The sequence below is a fragment of the Arthrobacter sp. MYb23 genome (genome assembly GCF_002979775.1).
Classification (GTDB): Bacteria; Actinomycetota; Actinomycetes; order Actinomycetales; family Micrococcaceae; genus Arthrobacter.
This window is the reverse complement of sequence record NZ_PCPR01000026.1, coordinates 1-20,195: the sequence shown is the minus strand read 5'-3', so window position 1 is coordinate 20,195 and position 20,195 is coordinate 1. Positions and strand designations below refer to the sequence as shown.

The window sequence follows — 20,195 nt, the reverse complement described above, 5'->3', positions numbered from 1 at the left end:
CCCCTTGAGGATTAAAGCTGTCGCAAATCTCCAAGCGCTACGGGGCAAGGTGCCCGTAGCGTCATAACCATGACAGATACTACAAGCACAGAGTCCTTCACAGCAGCCAACGGTGAACACACCACTCATGGCATCCCGAACGGTCTGACCAGCCTCACACCATTCCTCGCCGTGCCCAACGCCAGGGAGGCCATTTCGTTCTACCGTGATGTGTTCGGAGCCCGGGTTGTGGGCGAGACCGAGATGGGAGGGGTTGTGGTCCATGCCGAACTCGACTTCGGCAATGGCCATCTGCAACTTGGCGAGCCCAACCCGGAATACCACCTGGTTCCTGCGCCGAGCGGCGAGGACGATTGCTACTCGCTCGGCCTGTACTGCCAGGACGCGGATGGGCTGGTCAAGAAGGCGGAGCAAGCCGGGGCCACCATCCGCGAGCCGCTGTCCACGTTCGTCTCAGGTGACCGTTACGCGAGCATTCGCGATCCGTTCGGCGTCCGCTGGTCCATCATGACGCGCGTCGAGGACCTCTCTGAGGAAGAGAGCAACCGCCGCGTTGATGAGTGGGCCGCCCAGCAGGGCTGAATTTCCTGCCGGGCCTGGCCCGGCGAGCCTCCGCTACGTAAGGCCGGCCCGGCGGACCTCCGCTACGTGAGGCAGAGGCAGAATGGATGCCCGGCCGGGTCAAGGAGCACCCTGAACGTTTCGCCTGGTTGGTGGTCGGCTTTGCTGGCGCCAAGGGAAAGCGCAACTTCCTCGCCCTTGTCCAAATCCTCCACCACCATGTCCAAGTGCATTTGCTGCGGGATGGTCTGGCCCGGCCATTTGGGCGCTTGGTACACCTCCACTTGCTGGAAGGAGATGCAGTTGCTGCCGTCGGCGGGCCGGATATCAAACCAGTCACCTTTATCCTCGACTTCCCAGCCGAAGAGCTCGCCGTAGAAGGCGGCCAAGGCGCCTGGGTCAGGACAATCGATAACGACACTCGGGTATTTAGCTATAGCCATGTGTTAAACCTCGTCTGCAGTCTTCTTCATACGGGCCAGGGCGCTTTTGGTGCCGCGCTGGGTGAGGACGTGAACTATGGCGCCGACACCTGCGGAAACTACCGCGAAGACCAGCACGCCCGGGAGTGAGTCACTGAGGTCCGTGCTGTCCTTGGGGGCAGGCTTGCCGGTCTTCTTCTCCCAGAGGCCTTCGAGCGTCTTGTTTGCGAGCGCTCCGGCGCCAAGGCCTATTGCCAGGCCAAACACTTTTACCAGTATGTTCACGAAAAAGATCCTCCATCAGATAGTGCGCCGCGGAATGGCGCCTCGCACAACAATCCACTCAGAGACAAAGCAGGGCCGCTGCAAGCGCAGCGGCCCTGCCTGGATTTTTAGTCCTTCTTGAAGGCGTCCTTCAACTTCTCGCCGGCACCCTTAAGGTCGGCTTTCGTCTGGTCGCCCTTGCCTTCGGCTTCCAGGCGCTCGTTGTCCGTCAGCTTGCCGGCAGCTTCCTTAGCCTTGCCGCCCAGCTTCTCGCCAGCGTTCTCCATCTTGTCGTCAGCACCCATGTCGCACCTCTTTCGTCGTAGGAACCTTGTACCTCTACAACATCACTAATCAGCATACTTAGCAATATTTGGCAGAAAATCGTCGGGAACTAGATCTCCCCAAACCCTTCCTCCACAAGCCGGCCCACGTACTCCACTGCTTTCACCGCATCCTTGCCGCGCGCTTGAACACGCAGAATGGAACCCTTGCCGGCAGCCAGCGCCATGAGCGCCATGATGGACATGCCATCGACGCCATTGACGGTCACCTCAGCGTCGAGCCCGGACAATCCCCCGGCAATTTTTGCGGCAGGCCGGGCATGCATCCCCAAAGGATTGATGAGCTCGAAATCGCCGCTGGCATCCGGTTCATCCTTACTCTCGGGGATCTCCGGACCTCCCCCACCTGAGGGCACGTTGCCGAAAGCCACAGCTTCCGCTGCCTTGCGGACATCCTCAACGCCGGCACCCCCCTGCGCGGAGACGGCTGCGGCCACGAGCCCCTCAACCAACGGCGCATCGGCCAGGAGAACAGCATCCGGGTCGCTGGCGAACTCCACCGCCGATTCGGCTGTCATCACAGCCGAACCCAGATCGGTCAGCACCACCACGCCGTCGCCCCCGGAATCAACCAAGGACTGCTCGACGGCGGCCAGCACCTTTTCGAGGCTGGTTCCGATTCGCTCGTCGTCTGTGCCCCCGGCGGCGACGAGTTCGACGTCGGGCGCCATCTGCGCGGCGAGTTCCACCGCACCCTCAGCGATCTTGCTGCTGTGCGACACCACCACAATCCCCACGGTCATACGGCGTCGGTTCCCGCGTCTCCGGTGGAGCCGGCAGCAGCTGCCGCGGCCGCCCTCAGAATCAACGCGGTTGATGCAGCTCCGGGGTCGCGATGACCTGCACTGCGCTCCCCCAAGTAGCTGGCCCTGCCCTTGCGGGCCACCAACGGATCTGTGGCCATGGCTCCTGTTTCGGCAGCCTCCGCGGCCGCTTCGAGGACCGCCAGCGCATCGGCACCGCTCGCGGCGGCCTGTTCGGCCGCTTCAACCGCCGGCGCCCAAGCGTCGATCATGGTTTTGTCGCCGAGCTCGGCTTTGCCCCGGGCCACTACGCCATCACGGGCGGCTGCCAGGGCTGCTGCCAGCGCCACCGGCTCAATATGGCTTGCGTCCCCCAAGGAGGTTGCTGCCCGCAAATACGCCGTGCCGTAGAGCGGTCCGGCAGCGCCGCCCACCTTGGACATGAGCGTCATCGCCGCAGACTTCAATGCTGCTCCGGGAGTCTCCGGCGGGGTCTCATCGAGCTTCTGCAGCACGGCCTGGAACCCACGGTCCATGTTCTCGCCATGGTCAGAGTCTCCGATTGGCCGGTCCAACTCAATGAGCTCCACCCGGTGCTCGTCCATGGCTTTTGCGGAGAGCTTCAACCAGTCCACGGCCCAATTAACGTCCAACCCCATGCTCAAGCTCCCCACCGCAGGGCTGCAGTGTGGACAGGGGCGTCCCAGAGCCTGGTCAGCTCGTCATCAAGGCGCAGCACGGACACGGAGCACCCTTGCATTTCAAGGGACGTCACATAATTACCCACGAGCGAGCGCTCCACGGTGGCGCCACGTTCGGCAAGGACTTGCACCGCGCGCCGGTACACGATGTACAGCTCACTCTGCGGGGTGCCACCCATGCCGTTGACGAACAGCAGCACCTTCTCACCGGACGCGAGGGCCAGGTCCTCCAGCACGGGCTCCAGGAGGCGATCCGTGATGGCATCAGCACTTTCCATCGCGATCTTGTGCCGGCCGGGTTCGCCGTGAATGCCGATGCCGATCTCGATCTCATTTTCCGCGAGTTCAAAGCTCGGCGTGCCGGCATGCGGAACCGTGCAGCCGGACAGGGCCACACCCATGGTCCGCACATTGGCCACCACACGCTCGGCAATGGCAGTGACGGCGTCCAGGTCATCGCCGCGCTGGGCGGATGCGCCGGCGATCTTCTCCACGAGGACCGTTCCGCCAACCCCTCGCCTGCCCGCCGTGTACAGCGAGTCCTCCACCGCGACGTCGTCGTTGACCAACACCGAACGAACGCGCACGCCTTCAGCTTGCGCCATTTCGGCGGCCGTCTCGAAGTTCAGGACGTCACCGGTGTAGTTCTTCACAATATGGACGACGCCGGCGCCTGAGTCCACTGCGACGGTCGCCGGAATGATTTGGTCCGGTGTGGGCGAGGTGAACACCGCGCCGGGGACTGCGGCATCCAACATGCCCAGGCCCACAAAGCCCGCGTGAAGGGGCTCGTGACCGCTGCCACCACCGGAGACCAGGGCTACTTTGCCCGCTACGGGAGCGCCTTTCCGGACGACGTATTTGGGCTCGGGATGGACGTCCACGATGTCGGCATGGGCCATGCCGAAACCTTCAACGGACTCGTCCACCACGGCGCGTGGATCATTGATGAGCTTTTTCATGTGACGCTCCTGGGCGTGCTGTGGCTGGTGCTCTGACCCTACTACCGGCGACTGTGGGCACGGTAGGCCTTACGGCCGGCATGTGCATAAATGGCTACGTCCAACTTCACCTGCAGATTCAACAACAGAAAGGGACAGCCCCCAATGGCTGTCCCTTTCTGATGGCACTGTTGTTCGGCCCCGCTACTCCTCGGCGGCCGGGGCTGTCACCGCCTCGGGTTCATTTCTGGCGTGATATTCGGGCCAGAAGGCCGAGTACAGATCGGGGTCCGAGTGCCCCGCATCCTGCCACGAGGCTTCGTGCGGCCACGCCCCGTGGGGAATGTCGATCTGGAAAGCGGAGAAATCGGGGAACATGACCCTGTGGTCCATAGTCCGCATCCCCTTCAGCTGTTCAGGACGGCGTCGCCGCCGGCTGTCACAACGTCCTCCAGCAGCACGGTCTGATCTATGACCGGAAGCCCCACAACGTGCCCGAAGCTGAACATGTTCTTCGGGTCCAGTTCCGCTTTCGCCTTCCTGAGCCGTTCGCGTGCGCCAGGAAGCCACGGCTTTTCCCTGTCTTCGGCATCCACAAAATGGCCATGCAGATTGACGAACGTCCCCGCATTCGCAGCCGGACGGAGGTCTTCGTGGACCGAGCTATAGACGGATGGCAGTATGTCCAGGACCGGAGGGACGGCAATGGCACCCATGAAGAAGCTGAATGCTGCGTCGCGACCACCCACAATGTCTTCCCCGTCCGCGCTTTTTGCCAACGCGCCGCCCAGAAGACGAAGTTCCGCCAGCAAAACCGGACTTTCCACCCCAGGCCCAAAGTGACGCAACAACGCTTCGTCGGTTTGCTCGTCCAGGCGATCCAGCAGGAAACCGTGCTCCCGCACCGGCACCGGCTGGTCCGGGTCTTGGTGGATCGTGTCGAATTGGGTGGGACTCAGAGGTCCCGTGGCATCCATCATGAACGGGGCGCAGGTGCGCATGGGCTGGAGCACTTCGGACGCGGTTGGCGGATCGCCCTGGTAGGCGTAGCGGAGATGGATGACGAACTTTCCGCGCAGCGGCTCGGGAATCATTTCCATATCCGGAAGGCGAAGGAACGCCATGGACGCCGATGCCTCCACTGGCAGAGACGGCACCCATTCCCGGAATGCCCTCAGGACTTCAGGGGCATATCCGCCGTCGAAGTACATCCCACCGGCATAGAGATCATCTGCCGGGAAGAGGTGGAACTCCATGGCCGTGACGATTCCCAGGTTTCCTTTGCCGCCACGGAGGAGGTAGAACAGCTCCGGATTCTCGTCTTTGCTCACCCTGCGTTGTGTGCCGTCGGCGGTGACCAATTCAAAGGCAATGACGTGGTCTGAAGCGAAGCCGTACTTGCGGCCCAGGATGGGCAAGCCGCCGCCCAGGGTGTAGCCCACCACCCCGACGTCGGTTGTGGAACCGCAGAGTCCCATCAAACCGAAGGTCGCGGCGAGTTCCACCACGGCCTTCCACCGGACGCCGGCACCAACGCGGGCCGTTTTCTCGATGGGATCGATGCTCAGTTCAAGCATCCGGCGGGTGCTGATGAGCAGGCCGCCTTCGATGGCATTGGTGGCACCGTGTCCCGTGGACTGGACGGAGACGGGCATGCCGCGCTCGGCGGCCCAGCGGACAGCCGCGGAAACGTCCTCAGCATCGAGGGCGCCAAGGGCGAGTGCAGGTTGGTGCTGTGTGGAGAGGTTGAAGGCCGCGACTTCGGGAGCAAATCCCGGATCGGCTGGCGTGAACACGGGGCCGTGCACGCTGAGTTGGAGTTCTGAAACATCTGAAAATGACGCGTGGGACTGCATGATCTTCTCTCAATTGACCGATGTGGTGGAAGCTTCCCCAGCAAGCCTCCATCAGTTTATCCATCAAGTGGATATAAGTGAAGATCTAATAAATCACGCATAATCGGGCAGGGTTGATTAACGCACCCCCTCGGGGGAGATCACCTCTGAGAGTTCCGTGTAAGGGTGTTAGAGCTGCTTGATCATGCGGGTGTTGCCCAGGGTGTTGGGCTTCACCCGGGCAAGATCCAGGAACTCGGCCACACCCTCGTCATGCGAGCGCAACAGCTCGGAGTACACCTGGGGATCCACGGCCGACTGGTCAGCCATGACTTCGAATCCGTGGCGCCTGAAGAAGTCCACTTCGAAGGTCAGGCAGAACACGCGGCTCACGCCAAGCGCCCGCGCTTCCTTCAACAGGTCCTCCACGAGAACATGCCCCACGCCCCGGCCACGCCAGGAGTCGGCTGCGGCGAGAGTGCGGATTTCGGCCAGGTCTTCCCACATCACATGCAAAGCTCCACAGCCGATGACTTCACCGCCGTCAGACTCGGCGATCCGAAATTCCTGGAGGCTCTCGTAATACGCCACAGTCTCCTTGGCCATGAGAATCCGCTCCTCGGCCAAGGGCGCCACAAGCCTCTTGATAGCCGCCACATCGCTGGTACGGGCAGGGCGGAGGCTAAAGGTCGAATTCACTCCCCCATCCTAACGAGACGAACAGGTGCCGGGCCTATTTTGCTCCGACACATGACCGAGGATAGGCCAAGGGACGCCGTCCTTAAGTTCAAGAAGCAGAGTCCCCTAAAGCATGTAAATCACGGCCCTTACCAACACTTATGACGCTAAGTGTTGGTAAGGCAATGACATGCCAACACCTATCGACTCGCACATCCCTGCGGCCGTAACCGCGTGTGGCAGCACCGCGGCATCTTCGAAGTCCTGGACTCCTACGCCGCCGCAATCCGCCGGATGTCGGCGGGCTGACGAAGGCCTTCTATAGCCCCAGCTCCTCAGGAACCGGCAGGTCCTCGCCGAGCACCTGCTTCGCCAGGAAGTGTTCCACCACGCCGTACCAAACCTTGGCGTGCTGCGGTTGCAGGATCCAGTGGTTCTCGTCCGGGAAGTAGAGGAAACGGTGCGGGCTTTGGCCGTCCTCGTCAGCCGGCAGTTGCGATGAGGACAGGAGCTCGTACCAAAGGCGCAGGCCTTCGCCGATCGGCACCCGGTAATCCTTGTCGCCATGGATCACCAGCATTGGCGTCTTGATGTTGCCCACGTTCAGGTGCGGCGAGTTCTCCATCGCCATCTCCACGGTCATTTCCTTGAGCCAGTACTGGGCCGCGTCCGTGGTGGGACCGAATTGGTCCAGCGCCCACAGGCTTGCATGGGTGACGATCGCCTTGAAGCGGTCGGTCTGGCCGGCCACCCAGTTGGCCATATAGCCGCCGAAGGATCCGCCCATCGCTGCGGTCCGGGTTTCGTCAATGTCCTCCCGCTCCACCACTGCATCAGTGATGGCCATGAGGTCCGTGTACGGCTTCTTGCCCCACTCACCCCATCCGCGCTGAATGAACTCCTGGCCGTAACCGGTGGAAAGCGCAGGATCTGGAAGGAGTACGGCGTACCCTTTGGCCACCAGCAGCCAGGGGTTCCAACGCCACGTCCACGCATTCCACGAGCCCAGCGGTCCACCGTGGATCCAGAGCAGGAGCGGAGCAGGGGCGTCTGCGGATGCGCTTTCCGGAAGGGCGAGGTACGCCGGCACCCGCGAGCCATCCTCTGCTGTGGTTTCCACCCGCTCCAACCGGCCCTTGTATGCGGGCCGGTCCGCTGGCGCCTGCAAACGCACGACCTTACCGCTGGAGAGGTCGATTCGCACGGCTTCGGCAGGGAACTCGTACGAGCTTCGCAGCGCATACGCTGTGGTTCCGTCAGGAGAAACCACGACGTCGGAATAGGCGGAGGCGTCTTGCGTCACCCGCGTGACGGCGCCATCTGCGACGTTTATCCGGAAAACCGGCGACGCGCCGTCGTCGTCCGCTTTCGCCAGGACCGCGCTGCCGTCAGGGAGCCAGGAAAGCACCGTAGCCCAGCGGTCCCAATGGTGTGCGAGTGGCTCCAGGTCCGCGGTCTCGCCGCTTGCGACGTTCAGGAGGTGCAGCTTCACTTGCGGAGCCTGGGTGGGTGTCGTATCGCTTTCGCTTTCAACAACCAGCGTGCTGTTGTCCGGGCTTACCGGTCCCGGGAAGTAGCTCATGCCCTCGTGGTCCAGCAGCACCTTGACGTTGCCGGTGGCCACGTCGACGGCGGCGAGTACCTCGCGGCTGTCAGCCTTCGCGAGCGCTTTGGTCATGCTGGTGTAGATGGTTTTGCCGTCCGGGCTCACCACTGTTTTGGCCTCGCGCAGCGAACCGCCGACGCCGGGCGTTAGGTTCCGGAGCTTGAGCGGCGCGGCGGCGTCCACTGTGGAAGGCTTGCCGGGCTCCTTGTCATCGCCCTGCTCCACGGCGAAGAGCCGCGGCTCCGCGGGGCCAAGGTCGGCGTCCCAGTACCGGACCGGGTAGCCGCTGTGCAGGATGGCCGAGACCTTGTTGTCCTTGCGGGCCTTGCGGCGTTCCTCATCGCTGGCCTCATCGGTGGACCCGGCCAGGACCTCGGCGTTGATGAACGTCGCATCGGCGTCCTTTGCAGCCATCACCGAACCGATGCCGCCTGAACGCGAGTGCACCACGCGGGCCTCTCCCCCATCGGCGGGCAGTAGCCACAGCGCATTAACGGGGTCGGCGTCGGGGCTGTCCGGATCGGGTCTCGCCGAGGTGAAGTAGAGGTCGCCGTTGGCGGCAAAGACGGCGCCGGCCTCGCCCTTGGAACTGCGGGTGATACGGCGGGCGTGGTTCCGGCCGCTGGGGTCCAGTTCCCAGAGCGCAGTGGCAAACTCGGTTCCCTTGCCGTTCAGCGTGGTCACGGTGGTGACCAGGCGCTTGCCGTCGGGGCTGAGGGTGAGGCCACCAACCCGCGGGATGGAGAGGTAGTGGTCGATGTCGTGGAAAGCAGTTTCGGGCTGCTCGCCCGGAGTTTGAGTGTCAGCAGAGTCCATGCTCCGATTCAACACGTAATGTGCCGCCGATCACAGGGTGGTTCACTTACAGTGAAACAGTACTTTCACATATCCCGCACCCAACTGAGTCGCAGCACAGCGCGTTATGAGTGCTCTAAACGCGCTCTACTGCTACTTGGTGGGCAGATTCCGCAGGGCCTCGACCACGGGCGCGGTTCCATCCTCCGCGGCGATCGCAGCTGCCACTTCCGCGGCCCGATGCGCGTACGACGCCGTGCTGACAGCTTCCGCAATCGCGTCACCGAGGCGCTCCGGAGTCAGCTTCTTGTAGGGAATCGGCTGAGGACCCGCCCCGAGCGACGCGATCCGGGACGCCCAGAGCGGCTGGTCCGTGTAAACCGGGACGCCAATGGCCGGTACCCCTGAACGGAAGCCAGCCGCCGTCGTTCCCGCGCCGGCATGATGAACGACGGCCGCCATCTGCGGAAAGAGCCACTCATGGGGAACGCTCCCGACGCCGATCGAGTCGTCTCCCAGCTCCCCTTCGGCCCCCTGCACAACCGCCCTCACCCCCGCACGTCCGGTGGCTTCGAGGATGAGGGCGGGATCGATGTGGGCGCTGCTTCCAAAACCAACGAAAACGGGCGGCGGGCCCGCGGCAAGGAACGCCACTAGTTCCGCCGGAGGCTGCCAGTCCGCCTTCATGGCCGGCCACCAGTATCCAGCCATCACCAGGCCGGGATGCCAATCCGCAGGCCGGGGCAGGACCGAAGGGCTGATGCCGTGAAGAATAGTGGCGTGCGCTTTACGACGACGGCGCTCACCGGCCGCGCGGCCCTGCCTGCCCAGCCCCAACTCCTTGCGAAGGCGCGCACTGGGGGCATCATAGGGAGCCGGACCCGCAGCTGCGCGCTCACCAATAATCCGATTTCCCCACGCACCGAGGCTCCGGGCCGAATTCATGATGACCGGAGGATATGCTGCGCTCGGCTCCGTGGGCTGCAAATGTGCGCCGATGGCCGGAATGCCCAGTGCTTCTGCAATGTCGTACGCATAGGGCGCCACCGAATTGGCCAAGATCACGTCGGCCCCAGCCTCGGCCGCAGCCAGGGTTCCGGTGGCGGCATCGCCCATGTATTCAGTGAGTTTCCGCCAGAAGGTGACCACGCCCGCGGATGATGCCTTGGCGCCGGGGGCCGGCTGCCTGATCAGCCCCTCCAGATCCCCGGGCAGCAGCCTGAACTCGCAACCGGACTCAACAACCAGGGGTGCGTAGGCAGGGTTGGCCGCGATGGCTACCTCATACCCCAGGCCCTGCAAACGACTCCCGAGCCCGGCCATGGGCACAACGTCACCCCGCGTGCCTGGTGTCACCATGAGTACCCGCATGTTATCCCCGCTTTCCTGGAATTGCGATCACCGTTCGCAATCAAGAATATAGTGAAATGGGAACAAGACCAAACCACCTAACCGAACGAAAGGCGGTGCCGGATTGCCAGCCCACGATCCCACGGACGTCTGGCGGCGCCCTGAACGCTCGGCCGTCGGCCCGAAACCGGAACATTCCCGGAACGGAATTGCGACGGCGGCACTCCGGATTGCCGATCAGGAAGGCTTGGCGGCGGTCTCCATCCGCAGGGTTGCAGCCACAGTAGGTGCAGGCGCCGCCTCCCTCTACCGGTACGTGAAATCTCACGACGAACTGGTTGAACTGATGATGGATGCAGTCGCCGGAGAGTACCAATTCGAGGTAGTTGGAGAGCATCCTCGGGGGCGACTCCTGAACCTTGCGCAGCAGGGACGCAGCATCATGCACCGCCACCCCTGGCTGGCGCCGCTGCTGCTGACGCGCCCGTCAATGGGCCCCAACTCCCTGCGCTTCCTGGACTCGGCTCTGGCTGCCCTGGCACCGGTGGACCTTCCAGGCCCGGCAAAGCTCCAGATCGTGGCCATGATGTCAGCCATCACGTCGGCATTCGTGCAAAACGAACTATCTTCCTTGCCACCAGCGGGTCCTGACGAAGGAAGCCCCGCACGCCCCGGCCAGCACCTCGTTGAGGCCCTCCAGGCCGGAGAATATCCTCACCTGGCCGCAGCAATGGCAGGACACTCTGCCGCCGGCAACGTCGACGAACAATTCACCAGCGCCATCACGAATTATCTGGCGGGCGCCGGCATTCCCGCTTAGCGCAGCGAAACCCTCCCGCCCTGATACAACGCGAAAGCCCCGCCTGCTCCTTTGCTGGAGCGGGCGGGGCTTTTGCTGTTGCGCTTACGCGGTGGGAGCGATCTCCGGGATCCGCGGCTTGGCGTTACCTGCGAACGTGAACTTGGCCTCGTCACCTTCGCCGTCAACGTCCACCACTACGATGTCGCCGGCGTGGATCTCACCGAACAGGATCTTCTCGGACAGCTGGTCCTCAATCTCGCGCTGGATGGTGCGGCGCAGCGGCCGGGCACCCATGGCGGGATCGTAACCACGCGTGGCCAGGAGAACCTTGGCAGCGGGCGTGAGCTCGATGCCCATGTCCTTGTCCTTGAGGCGACGCTCCAGGCGGTTCACGAACAGGTCCACGATCTCGATGATCTCGTCCTGCGTCAGCTGCGGGAACACCACGACGTCGTCAACACGGTTGAGGAACTCGGGACGGAAGTGCTGCTTGAGCTCTTCGGTAACCCGGGCCCGCATCCGGTTGTAACCGGTCTGGGTGTCCGTGCCGGACTGGAAGCCCGTGGCCACACTCTTGGAGATGTCGCGGGTACCAAGGTTGGTGGTCATGATGATCACGGTGTTCTTGAAGTCCACCACGCGGCCCTGGGAGTCGGTCAGTCGGCCGTCTTCCAGAATCTGCAGCAGCGAGTTGAACAGGTCCGCGTGGGCCTTTTCCACTTCGTCGAACAGGACCACGGAGAACGGACGCCTGCGGACCTTCTCGGTCAGCTGGCCGCCTTCTTCGTAGCCGACGTAGCCCGGAGGTGCACCGAAGAGACGCGAAACCGTGTGCTTCTCGGAGTACTCGGACATGTCCAGCGTGATGAGGGCGTCCTCTTCACCGAACAGGAACTCGGCAAGGGCCTTGGCGAGCTCGGTCTTGCCGACGCCGGTGGGGCCGGCGAAGATGAACGAGCCACCCGGACGCTTGGGGTCCTTCAGGCCTGCACGGGTACGGCGGATGGCCTGGGACAGTGCCTTGATGGCCTCGTCCTGGCCGACAACGCGCTTGTGCAGTTCGTCTTCCATCTTGAGCAGGCGCGAGGACTCTTCCTCGGTGAGCTTGAAGACCGGGATGCCCGTGGAGTTCGCGAGAACTTCAGCGATCAGGTCCTCGTCAACCTCGGAGATGTCGTCCATGCCGCCGGACTTCCACGTGCGTTCCTTCTCGGCGCGTTCGGCAATGAGCTTCTGCTCCTTGTCGCGCAGCGAAGCAGCACCCTCAAAGTCCTGGGCGTCGATGGCAGATTCCTTCTCCATCTTCACGTCAGCGATGCGCTCGTCCATGGCCTTGAGCTCCGGCGGAGCAGTCATGCGACGGATGCGCAGGCGTGCGCCGGCTTCATCGATGAGGTCGATCGCCTTGTCCGGCAGGAAGCGGTCCGAGATGTAGCGTTCGGCCAGCTGCGCAGCGGAGGCCAGGGCGCCGTCGGTAATCGTTACGCGGTGGTGTGCCTCGTAACGGTCACGCAGGCCCTTGAGGATCTCGATCGCGTGAGCGACGGAGGGTTCCTTGACCTGGATCGGCTGGAAGCGACGCTCAAGGGCGGCGTCCTTCTCAATGTGCTTGCGGTACTCATCCAGCGTGGTGGCACCGATGGTCTGGAGTTCACCACGGGCCAGCATCGGCTTCAGGATGGATGCAGCATCGATGGCGCCTTCAGCAGCACCTGCACCAACCAGGGTGTGGATCTCGTCAATGAAGAGGATGATGTCGCCGCGGGTGCGGATCTCCTTGAGAACCTTCTTCAGGCGCTCTTCGAAGTCACCGCGGTAGCGGGAACCAGCAACCAGGGAACCGAGGTCAAGCGTGTACAGCTGCTTGTCCTTGATGGTCTCCGGGACGTCGCCCCGGACGATCGCCTGGGCGAGGCCCTCTACGACGGCAGTCTTACCGACGCCGGGCTCACCGATCAGGACCGGGTTGTTCTTGGTTCGGCGGGAGAGGACCTGCATGACGCGTTCCATCTCCTGCTCGCGGCCGATCACTGGATCGAGCTTGTTCTCGCGGGCAGCCTGGGTCAGGTTGCGTCCGAACTGGTCGAGCACCACCGAACCGGCAGGAGTACCTTCCGGCTGGCCCTGGCCGGAGCCGCTGCCTGCGGTCTCCTTGCCCTGGTAGCCGGAGAGCAGCTGGATAACCTGCTGACGGACCCTGTTAAGGTCTGCCCCAAGCTTCACCAGCACCTGGGCGGCCACGCCTTCGCCTTCGCGAATGAGGCCGAGCAGGATGTGCTCAGTACCAATGTAATTGTGGCCGAGCTGCAGTGCTTCGCGGAGGGAAAGCTCAAGCACCTTCTTGGCGCGCGGTGTGAAGGGGATGTGACCGGACGGGGCTTGCTGGCCCTGACCGATGATCTCCTGCACCTGCTCACGAACGCCATCGAGCGAAATGCTCAGGGACTCGAGCGCCTTGGCAGCAACGCCTTCACCCTCGTGGATCAGACCCAAGAGGATGTGCTCGGTACCGATGTAATTGTGGTTGAGCATCCGTGCCTCTTCTTGGGCAAGGACGACCACGCGACGGGCACGGTCCGTAAATCTCTCAAACATTTCGCCACACTCCTAGCTACGACGTACTTTGATGCTACGTGTCTGAGAAGCACTTTTGGGGCGTGTTCGCCACAGGGGAAACATGACGTGATTGCGGAATAAATCCCGCTCAGGCCCTTGACCCGGCCAGTCCGTGGTGTCACCCTGTCGCCCTGCCTGACAGCACATGGCTACGGCCGGTGGGAGGCATTTCCCCTCTGCCCCTGGCCGCGGCTTTGTTGGAACCCATTAGTGCCGGTATTCGAACGTTGCCGTCGCCGGCGATTCACAGGATATTCCAAGCCTCGGGACCGGCGACCATAAACTTTCGGCTTAAACGCCAATGCCCCGGCAGTGACTGCCGGGGCATTGCAGCGGTGAATCAGGAATTGGCCTTTTGGTACGCTTCCTGAATTTCAGCCTGAATACGTCCGCGACTGTTGACCGTGTAGCCGTTGTCACGGGCCCACTGGCGGATTTGCGCGGAATCCTGGTTACGTGCGGCTGTGGCACGGCCCCGGGTTGCACGGCCGGAAGAAGTCTTCCTGGCCTTTGCGACGTAGGGCTCCAATGCCGTGCGCAGCGAGGCTGCGTTGGCAGTGGACAGGTCCATCTCGTAGCTCACGCCATCGAGGCCAAAACGGACAGTTTCGTCCGCGGCCCCTTCATCCAGGTCATCGACGAGGATGATTTTTACTTTCTGTGCCATGAGGTGCCTCTCATTTGGAGGGTTGGATAATCAGAAATTCCCCGGATTCCTTTGATGATTATCGTTCACGGCAAGCACGCACGTCAAAGTGTAATTGGATTCTCTTCCGTTAGCTGAACCCAATTGAAGCTATTTAGCTGCCGGGCCCTCGGACGCAGGGCCTGAATTTTTCAAATTCGCTTCGGCCTGCGCCTTGGCTTCGGCCTGCCGTTCTGATTTGTCCGCATTGAAGATCGACTTCATGGCAAACCAGAAGATCAATCCCACCACAATGGATGGCGCCAGGACTGCGATGTACTCCATAATCAGTGACCTTCAGGCTTCAACAACGGGAACAGGATGGTTTCGCGGATACCGGCACCGGTGAACAACATCACCAGGCGGTCAATGCCCAGCCCGATGCCACCCATGGGCGGTGCACCGTATTCAAGGGCGCGGAGGAAGTCCTCGTCCAGCTGCATGGCTTCCTCGTCGCCTGCTGCGGAGCGGCGGGACTGCTCCGTCAGACGTTCACGCTGGATCACGGGATCAATGAGCTCGGAGAACGCCGTACCGCGCTCCATACCGCCAATAATCAGGTCCCAGGCCTCGATGAGCCGGCCGTCTTCACGGTGCGGGCGTGCCAGCGGCTGGGCGGAGGGCGGGTAGTCGTAGACGAACGTGGGGTTCAGCAGGGTGGGTTCCACGATCTCGCCGAACAGTTCCACAACGATCTTCTCGGCGTCCCACTTGGGGTCCACCTTGACCTCGTGCTTGGCAGCAATTGCCAGCAACTCATCCACCGTGGTGTCCGGAGTAATTTCAATTCCCACAGCTTCGGAAATACCCGGGTACACCGAAATCCAAGCCCATTCGCCGTCGAGGTTAATTTCCCCGGCGTCCGTCTGGATGGTGCGTGTTCCTACGACGTCGGCCACATTCAGGATGATTTCCTTCATGCGCTCGGCCATGACGAACTGGTCCGCCCACGCTTCGTAGCATTCGAGGGTGGTGAATTCGGGGCTGTGGGTGGAGTCCACGCCTTCGTTGCGGAAGACCCGGCCCATGTCATACACGCGATCAATGCCACCAACAACGGCGCGCTTAAGGAAGAGCTCAGTGGCGATGCGCAAGGTCATCTTCTGGTCGAACGCGTTCATGTGCGTCTCGAACGGACGGGCCGTAGCGCCGCCGTGGACCAGCTGCAGGATGGGGGTTTCCACCTCCACGTAGCCGTGGCGGTCAAGGGTGTCGCGGACCGAACGGGTGATGGCTGCGCGCTTGTAAACCATTTCGCGGGCTTCGTCACGGACCATGAGGTCCACGTAGCGCTGCCGAACGCGGGTTTCTTCATTCAGTTCCGCGTGCAGGACCGGCAGCGGCCGCAGGGCTTTGGACGCCATGGACCAGGACTCGGCCATGACCGAGAGCTCGCCGCGACGGGAAGAGATGACCTCGCCCTTGATAAAGACGTGGTCGCCAAGGTCAACTAGGGCCTTCCAGTCGGCCAGAGCCTCCTCGCCAACATTGGCCAGGCTCAGCATGGCCTGCAGGCGCACGCCCTTGCCGTCCACGCCGCCCTCCTGAAGGGTTGCGAAGCACAGCTTGCCGGTGTTGCGGACGAAGACGACGCGCCCGGTGACGCCCACCATGTCGCCGGTGGTTTCATCGGCTTCCAGATGTGCGTATTTCCCGCGGATTTCGCTCAGGGAATGGGTCCGTTCAACACCCACCGGATAGGCCTCGGTGCCGCGCTCCATCAGCTTGGCGCGCTTCTCCATACGGATGCGCATTTGCTCGCTGGCATCGATGGGCTCTGCGGAGGTGTTCAGGGCGGGGGTGTTTGCGGAAGTCACAGTCCTTAAGTTTACCGGTGATTACGGACCTTTACTTCCGGGCGTCCAGATCAGGGAAACGCATAGACTCGGGCTGTGGAGACGTGGACGGTGGAAACGGACGACGGCGGCGGACAGCTTGAGGTGCACACCTTCCGGCCGTCTGGTTCAGTAGCCGCTTCCATTCCGGGCTCGAAATCACCTGCCGAACCAACCGGCGTCGTGCTGGTGCATGGCACGTTGGTGACCGACTCGCTGTACTGGCCGTTCGCGCGGACGCTGAGCGTTATGCTGGGGCGTCCCGTGCACAGCTATAACAGGCGCGGCCGGGGCCATTCCGCTCCACAGCCACAGGGCTACTCCGTGGGCACCGAGATCGCGGACCTGCTAACGGTCATGGAACAGAGCGGCTCCACGGATGTGGTGGCCCACAGTTATGGCGGATTCGTGGCCCTGCAGGCCGCCCGCCAGGCCAGGATCAACAAGCTGGTGACCTACGACGCCGCCGTGTCGCTCTCCGGCAACCTCAGCAGTCGCTGGCGGCCCGAGCTCGAGGAAGCCGTAACCGCCGGCCAGCTGGATCATGCGTGGGCCCACCTGGTGCAAGGGCTGGGGACCGCTGGACCGATTTCCTACCTGCCCATGGGTGCGCTGCGTGCACTCAGTGTCCTCTCGGCCCGGACCCGGCTCGGCTTGGAGATGCGTTCCCTGCTACCTACCGCGGTCACGGAAATGCGCGCGGTTCTGGACGCCGACGCCCACCTTCATGACTTCGTAAAGCTCTCTACTCCCACGCTGATGCTCAGCGGTGGCTGGAGTCCGTCCTACTTCGCAGAGACCGGCCGGATTTTGGCCGGGGCCGTACCTGCGATCACTTTCGCGGTTGTGCCGCTGCAGTTCCATGAAGGTCCGCTCCGGCCCGGAAAGCGGCTCGCTTCCCGGATCGCCCGGTTCCTGTCAGAGAACGCCGTGCAGGAAGAAGCCAGCAGTGCCCCCTAGGATGTTCCGGTGAAGGAACAGGACATCAGAACGCACGACGGCGGCAATCTCGCCTTGTACAGCTATGGCACCGAGGACGCACCCGGCGAACGCCGCGTGGTGCTCATTGGAGGGGCCTTCCTGACCGCACTGATCTACCGTCCATTCTCCATAGCCTTGTCCAAGGGACTCGGTGAAGGCTGGGCCGTGGACGTGTACGACCGCCGTGGCCGGGGCAAGTCAACCGAGCAACCCCATAACTACTCCATGGCCACGGAGATCGCGGACGTCAGGACAGTTATGGATGCCACCGGCGCCCGGAACATTCTGGGGCACAGCCTGGGCGGTTCGGTGGCTCTGAACGCAGCACAGGAGTTCGCGGGGAGCTCCCACCAGCCGGACAGACTGGCCGTCTACGACGCCGCGGTGAATATCGACGGCAGCATGGACACCGGGTGGGTCAAGGGATTCGAGGAGTCCGTCAATGCAGGTGACATCAACAGGGCCATGGCCAAGATGAAGCGCGGCATGGAGGCGGGTACTGCCCTTGCCCGCGTGCCTGAACCCATTTTGGCCGGACTCATGGCCGTGGTGTCACGAACCACAGTCAACAAGCTTTTCCGTGAGCTCATGCCTACCGGCGTCGGCGAACTCAAAGCAGCGTTCGATGAGTCCGAGACCCCACGGGACTTCTCCGTGCTGCCTCCCAACACGCACTTCATGGTGGGTAAGAAGAGCCCGCAGTTCTACAAGGTGGCAGCCGCACGCCTGAACAGGGCCGTTCCCGGCAGCACCTTGGAAGTCTCACCCAAGGGTTTTCACGGCTCTGTTCCAGCCGCGGTCAATGAGTTGGTCTCAGACATTTCGGACTACTTCAAGAGCTGAGTTGTCCACATAGGGTCCGGCATGATGCCCGCAGTCAGGTCGCTCGGTTAGGCTCAAGTCATGACGCGCGACATCATCATGACCCACGACGGCGGACACCTCGAAGTACTCACCACCGGCGGTGAGCTGGCAGCGGCAGGCTCCGGCGTTGTCGTCGTTCCTGCCTCCATGGTGACGGCCACTGACTACATGCGCTTCGCTCAGAAGCTCAGCGAAGCCCTTGGCCGCCCCGTCCACACCTTCAACCGGCGTGGGCGCGGTGATTCGTCCCCGCAGTCCGAGGATTACACGCTTGAAGCCGACATTCGGGACCTCCACGATGTCATGAAGCACACCTCCAGCACAGACGTCTTCGGGCACAGCTTCGGCGGTGCGGTTGCGCTGCATGCGGCTCGAACCCTGCCGGTGGAGCGCCTCGCTGTGTATGATCCCGCCGTCTCCGTCAACCACAGCGTCAAAGCCGATTGGACATCGGACTATGAGCGCGCGACGGCGGCGGGAGACTATGATCGCGCCCTCGCCATCCTCATCAAGGGAGTGGAGACCGGCGGCACCTTCGCCCGGATGCCTTTGTCCATGTTAACCCTGGCCAACAAGCTTGCCGCCGGGACGCCGTTGGGCAAACAGATGCGGGAGCTGATGACCTGCGGTGTCCGCGAAATCAAAGCCGTCATCGCCGCAGACATGCCTGCTGAACCGTTCCTTGAGCTGCCCCTGGAGACGCTGATTGTGGTGGGCGAAAAGAGCCCCGCATACTTCGGTGTTGCGTGCGGCCAGATCCACGACATCCTTTCCGGATCCAGCTACACCATCCTCCCCGGGTCCGGGCATGACGGACCCATCAAAGCCCCGGACAAGCTGATCGCGGAGCTGTCGGAGTTCTTCTCGGGTTAGGATCGCCGGCAGCGTTCGGGCCGTACTTACTGCACCAGACGTCGCTTGGCAGATTGCTCCTCCCACCCCTAGGCTGTAATTCATAAGCCCCCTTACCTTTTGAGGGGGCAGGCGGTGACCGGTTTACTTTCCCGGCGGCCGTCTTACGTGTCCCAGACCTCGGCAACAGGAGGAGCACCATGACTGATCAGTACACATTCCGAAACCCTGTGACCGCCTACGAACAGATCTCACCACCCATACAGCACCAGCCCGAGCCCGGCCTCGACGCCGAGCTGACGCCCAAGGCAGACCTTGGTGAAGAGAGCTACCGTGGGACGGGACGCCTGGAAGGCCGCAAGGCGATCGTCACCGGAGCGGACTCGGGTATCGGCGCCGCCACAGCCATCGCTTTCGCCCGGGAAGGAGCAGACGTCGTCCTTTCCTACCTGCCTGAAGAGGAAGAAGACGCAGCACGGATTGCCGCACTCATCGAAGCAGCCGGCCGTAAGGCCGTAAAGGTACCCGGAGATCTCAAGGACTCCGCCACGTGCCAGGAAGTGGTGGATACCGCCGTTGCTGTCCTCGGAGGAGTGGACATCCTGGTCAACAACGCCGGCAAGCAGGTGGCTCAGGAAAACCTGACCGACATCACGGATGAACAGTTCGACCATACTCAGAAGACCAACGTGTACGCCATGTTCTGGCTGACCAAGGCGGCGCTCCCCCACCTACCTGCGGGGTCCACAATTATCAACACCACGTCCATCCAGGCCTATAACCCGTCGCCGACGCTGGTGGACTACGCCACCACCAAGGCGAGCATCAACAACTTCACCAAGGGACTAGCGCAGCAGCTCGCCCCCAAGGGCATACGGGTCAATGCCGTAGCGCCTGGGCCCATCTGGACACCCCTGCAAGTCAGCAGCGGCCAGCCCAAGGAAGAACTGCCGGAGTTCGGGCAGTCCACTCCCCTGGGCCGCGCCGGCCAGCCCGCGGAATTGGCTCCGGCGTATGTCTTCCTGGCCTCACCGGAGTCCAGCTACGTGATCGGCGAAACGCTCAACGTCAACGGCGGTAGCCCCACTCCGTAGCCCCCGGGCGATGAAATCGTCGGCATCGCTTTCTAAGGGGGCGGGCTTGTTCCCGCATACACGGGGAAGCTCGTCCCCCAAAGCTGGCGACGAACTTGTTTGTTAAAGACGAAGAGCCCCAGCCAGTGGCTGGGGCTCTTCTCAATTTATGTCCGGCGGTGTCCTACTCTCCCACACCCTCCCGGGTGCAGTACCATCGGCGCTGTGGGTCTTAGCTTCCGGGTTC

General features: G+C 62.7%; 21 protein-coding genes. 6 read left to right on the top strand and 15 right to left on the bottom strand.

The genetic code is table 11. From position 1 onward, the window contains the following. Nucleotides 1-69: 69 nt before the first annotated feature. On the top strand, nucleotides 70-582 hold the full coding sequence (locus CQ020_RS20265) for a glyoxalase/bleomycin resistance/extradiol dioxygenase family protein (RefSeq protein WP_105693585.1): 513 nt from the start codon (nucleotides 70-72) through the stop codon (nucleotides 580-582). Between the two features lie 62 nt (nucleotides 583-644). On the opposite strand, the gene CQ020_RS20260 is transcribed toward CQ020_RS20265, so the two are convergent. From CQ020_RS20260 to CQ020_RS20210, 11 genes are all read right to left on the bottom strand, one after another. Next, nucleotides 645-1,004 (bottom strand): VOC family protein, encoded by a 360-nt coding sequence (locus CQ020_RS20260; RefSeq protein WP_105568163.1) that lies wholly within the window; start codon nucleotides 1,002-1,004, stop codon nucleotides 645-647. A gap of 3 nt (nucleotides 1,005-1,007) precedes the next feature. Continuing rightward, complete coding sequence (locus tag CQ020_RS20255; RefSeq protein ID WP_024818999.1) at nucleotides 1,008-1,268, bottom strand: DUF4235 domain-containing protein; 261 nt, start codon at nucleotides 1,266-1,268, stop codon at nucleotides 1,008-1,010. Between the two features lie 107 nt (nucleotides 1,269-1,375). Further along, a complete protein-coding gene (locus tag CQ020_RS20250; RefSeq protein ID WP_035760998.1) occupies nucleotides 1,376-1,552 on the bottom strand; it encodes a CsbD family protein in 177 nt (58 codons plus the stop codon). Between the two features lie 89 nt (nucleotides 1,553-1,641). Continuing rightward, nucleotides 1,642-2,334, bottom strand: a complete 693-nt coding sequence (dhaM, locus tag CQ020_RS20245; RefSeq protein WP_105693583.1) for a dihydroxyacetone kinase phosphoryl donor subunit DhaM — start codon at nucleotides 2,332-2,334, stop codon at nucleotides 1,642-1,644. Next, complete coding sequence (gene dhaL, locus CQ020_RS20240) at nucleotides 2,331-2,993, bottom strand: dihydroxyacetone kinase subunit DhaL (protein ID WP_105693581.1); 663 nt, start codon at nucleotides 2,991-2,993, stop codon at nucleotides 2,331-2,333. Before dhaL ends, dhaM begins: the two co-directional genes overlap by 4 nt. 2 nt (nucleotides 2,994-2,995) lie before the next feature. Continuing rightward, nucleotides 2,996-3,997 (bottom strand): dihydroxyacetone kinase subunit DhaK, encoded by a 1,002-nt coding sequence (gene dhaK / locus CQ020_RS20235; RefSeq protein WP_024818996.1) that lies wholly within the window; start codon nucleotides 3,995-3,997, stop codon nucleotides 2,996-2,998. Between the two features lie 183 nt (nucleotides 3,998-4,180). Further along, the gene (locus CQ020_RS20230; protein ID WP_105693579.1) at nucleotides 4,181-4,369 is read right to left on the bottom strand and encodes a hypothetical protein; all 189 of its coding nucleotides are present in this window, start codon (nucleotides 4,367-4,369) and stop codon (nucleotides 4,181-4,183) included. A 14-nt stretch (nucleotides 4,370-4,383) separates the two neighbouring features. Beyond that, the gene (locus tag CQ020_RS20225) at nucleotides 4,384-5,832 is read right to left on the bottom strand and encodes an FAD-binding oxidoreductase (RefSeq protein WP_105693577.1); all 1,449 of its coding nucleotides are present in this window, start codon (nucleotides 5,830-5,832) and stop codon (nucleotides 4,384-4,386) included. Between the two features lie 168 nt (nucleotides 5,833-6,000). Continuing rightward, a complete protein-coding gene (locus CQ020_RS20220; protein WP_105693575.1) occupies nucleotides 6,001-6,510 on the bottom strand; it encodes an amino-acid N-acetyltransferase in 510 nt (169 codons plus the stop codon). 298 nt (nucleotides 6,511-6,808) lie between these two features. Next, nucleotides 6,809-8,911, bottom strand: coding sequence for an alpha/beta fold hydrolase (locus tag CQ020_RS20215; protein WP_181151972.1), 2,103 nt, complete (start codon nucleotides 8,909-8,911; stop codon nucleotides 6,809-6,811). Nucleotides 8,912-9,043: 132 nt separating this feature from the next. Next, the gene (locus tag CQ020_RS20210; protein ID WP_105693571.1) at nucleotides 9,044-10,261 is read right to left on the bottom strand and encodes a glycosyltransferase; all 1,218 of its coding nucleotides are present in this window, start codon (nucleotides 10,259-10,261) and stop codon (nucleotides 9,044-9,046) included. A gap of 103 nt (nucleotides 10,262-10,364) precedes the next feature. Here CQ020_RS20210 and CQ020_RS20205 point away from each other — a divergent pair, with 103 nt between their 5' ends. Next, a complete protein-coding gene (locus tag CQ020_RS20205) occupies nucleotides 10,365-11,060 on the top strand; it encodes a TetR/AcrR family transcriptional regulator (RefSeq protein WP_105693569.1) in 696 nt (231 codons plus the stop codon). Between the two features lie 84 nt (nucleotides 11,061-11,144). On the opposite strand, the gene CQ020_RS20200 is transcribed toward CQ020_RS20205, so the two are convergent. The 4 genes from CQ020_RS20200 to lysS form a co-directional block, all read right to left on the bottom strand. Continuing rightward, entirely contained in the window at nucleotides 11,145-13,637 is a 2,493-nt protein-coding gene (locus tag CQ020_RS20200) for an ATP-dependent Clp protease ATP-binding subunit (protein WP_024818989.1), read from the bottom strand. A 361-nt stretch (nucleotides 13,638-13,998) separates the two neighbouring features. Further along, on the bottom strand, nucleotides 13,999-14,325 hold the full coding sequence (locus CQ020_RS20195) for an Lsr2 family protein (RefSeq protein WP_105693566.1): 327 nt from the start codon (nucleotides 14,323-14,325) through the stop codon (nucleotides 13,999-14,001). A 129-nt stretch (nucleotides 14,326-14,454) separates the two neighbouring features. Continuing rightward, on the bottom strand, nucleotides 14,455-14,628 hold the full coding sequence (locus CQ020_RS24255) for a hypothetical protein (RefSeq protein WP_011772935.1): 174 nt from the start codon (nucleotides 14,626-14,628) through the stop codon (nucleotides 14,455-14,457). Between the two features lie 2 nt (nucleotides 14,629-14,630). Continuing rightward, the gene (gene lysS, locus CQ020_RS20190; RefSeq protein WP_105693564.1) at nucleotides 14,631-16,160 is read right to left on the bottom strand and encodes a lysine--tRNA ligase; all 1,530 of its coding nucleotides are present in this window, start codon (nucleotides 16,158-16,160) and stop codon (nucleotides 14,631-14,633) included. 75 nt (nucleotides 16,161-16,235) lie between these two features. Here lysS and CQ020_RS20185 point away from each other — a divergent pair, with 75 nt between their 5' ends. From CQ020_RS20185 to CQ020_RS20170, 4 genes are all read left to right on the top strand, one after another. Then, a complete protein-coding gene (locus tag CQ020_RS20185; protein ID WP_105693562.1) occupies nucleotides 16,236-17,138 on the top strand; it encodes an alpha/beta fold hydrolase in 903 nt (300 codons plus the stop codon). A gap of 9 nt (nucleotides 17,139-17,147) precedes the next feature. Next, nucleotides 17,148-18,002 carry an alpha/beta fold hydrolase gene (locus CQ020_RS20180; protein ID WP_105693560.1) on the top strand — a complete coding sequence of 285 codons (855 nt, stop codon included), beginning with the start codon at nucleotides 17,148-17,150 and terminating at the stop codon, nucleotides 18,000-18,002. Nucleotides 18,003-18,062: 60 nt separating this feature from the next. After that, a complete protein-coding gene (locus CQ020_RS20175) occupies nucleotides 18,063-18,896 on the top strand; it encodes an alpha/beta fold hydrolase (protein ID WP_105693558.1) in 834 nt (277 codons plus the stop codon). A gap of 179 nt (nucleotides 18,897-19,075) precedes the next feature. Beyond that, nucleotides 19,076-19,969, top strand: coding sequence for a glucose 1-dehydrogenase (locus CQ020_RS20170; RefSeq protein ID WP_105693556.1), 894 nt, complete (start codon nucleotides 19,076-19,078; stop codon nucleotides 19,967-19,969). Nucleotides 19,970-20,195: the final 226 nt, after the last annotated feature.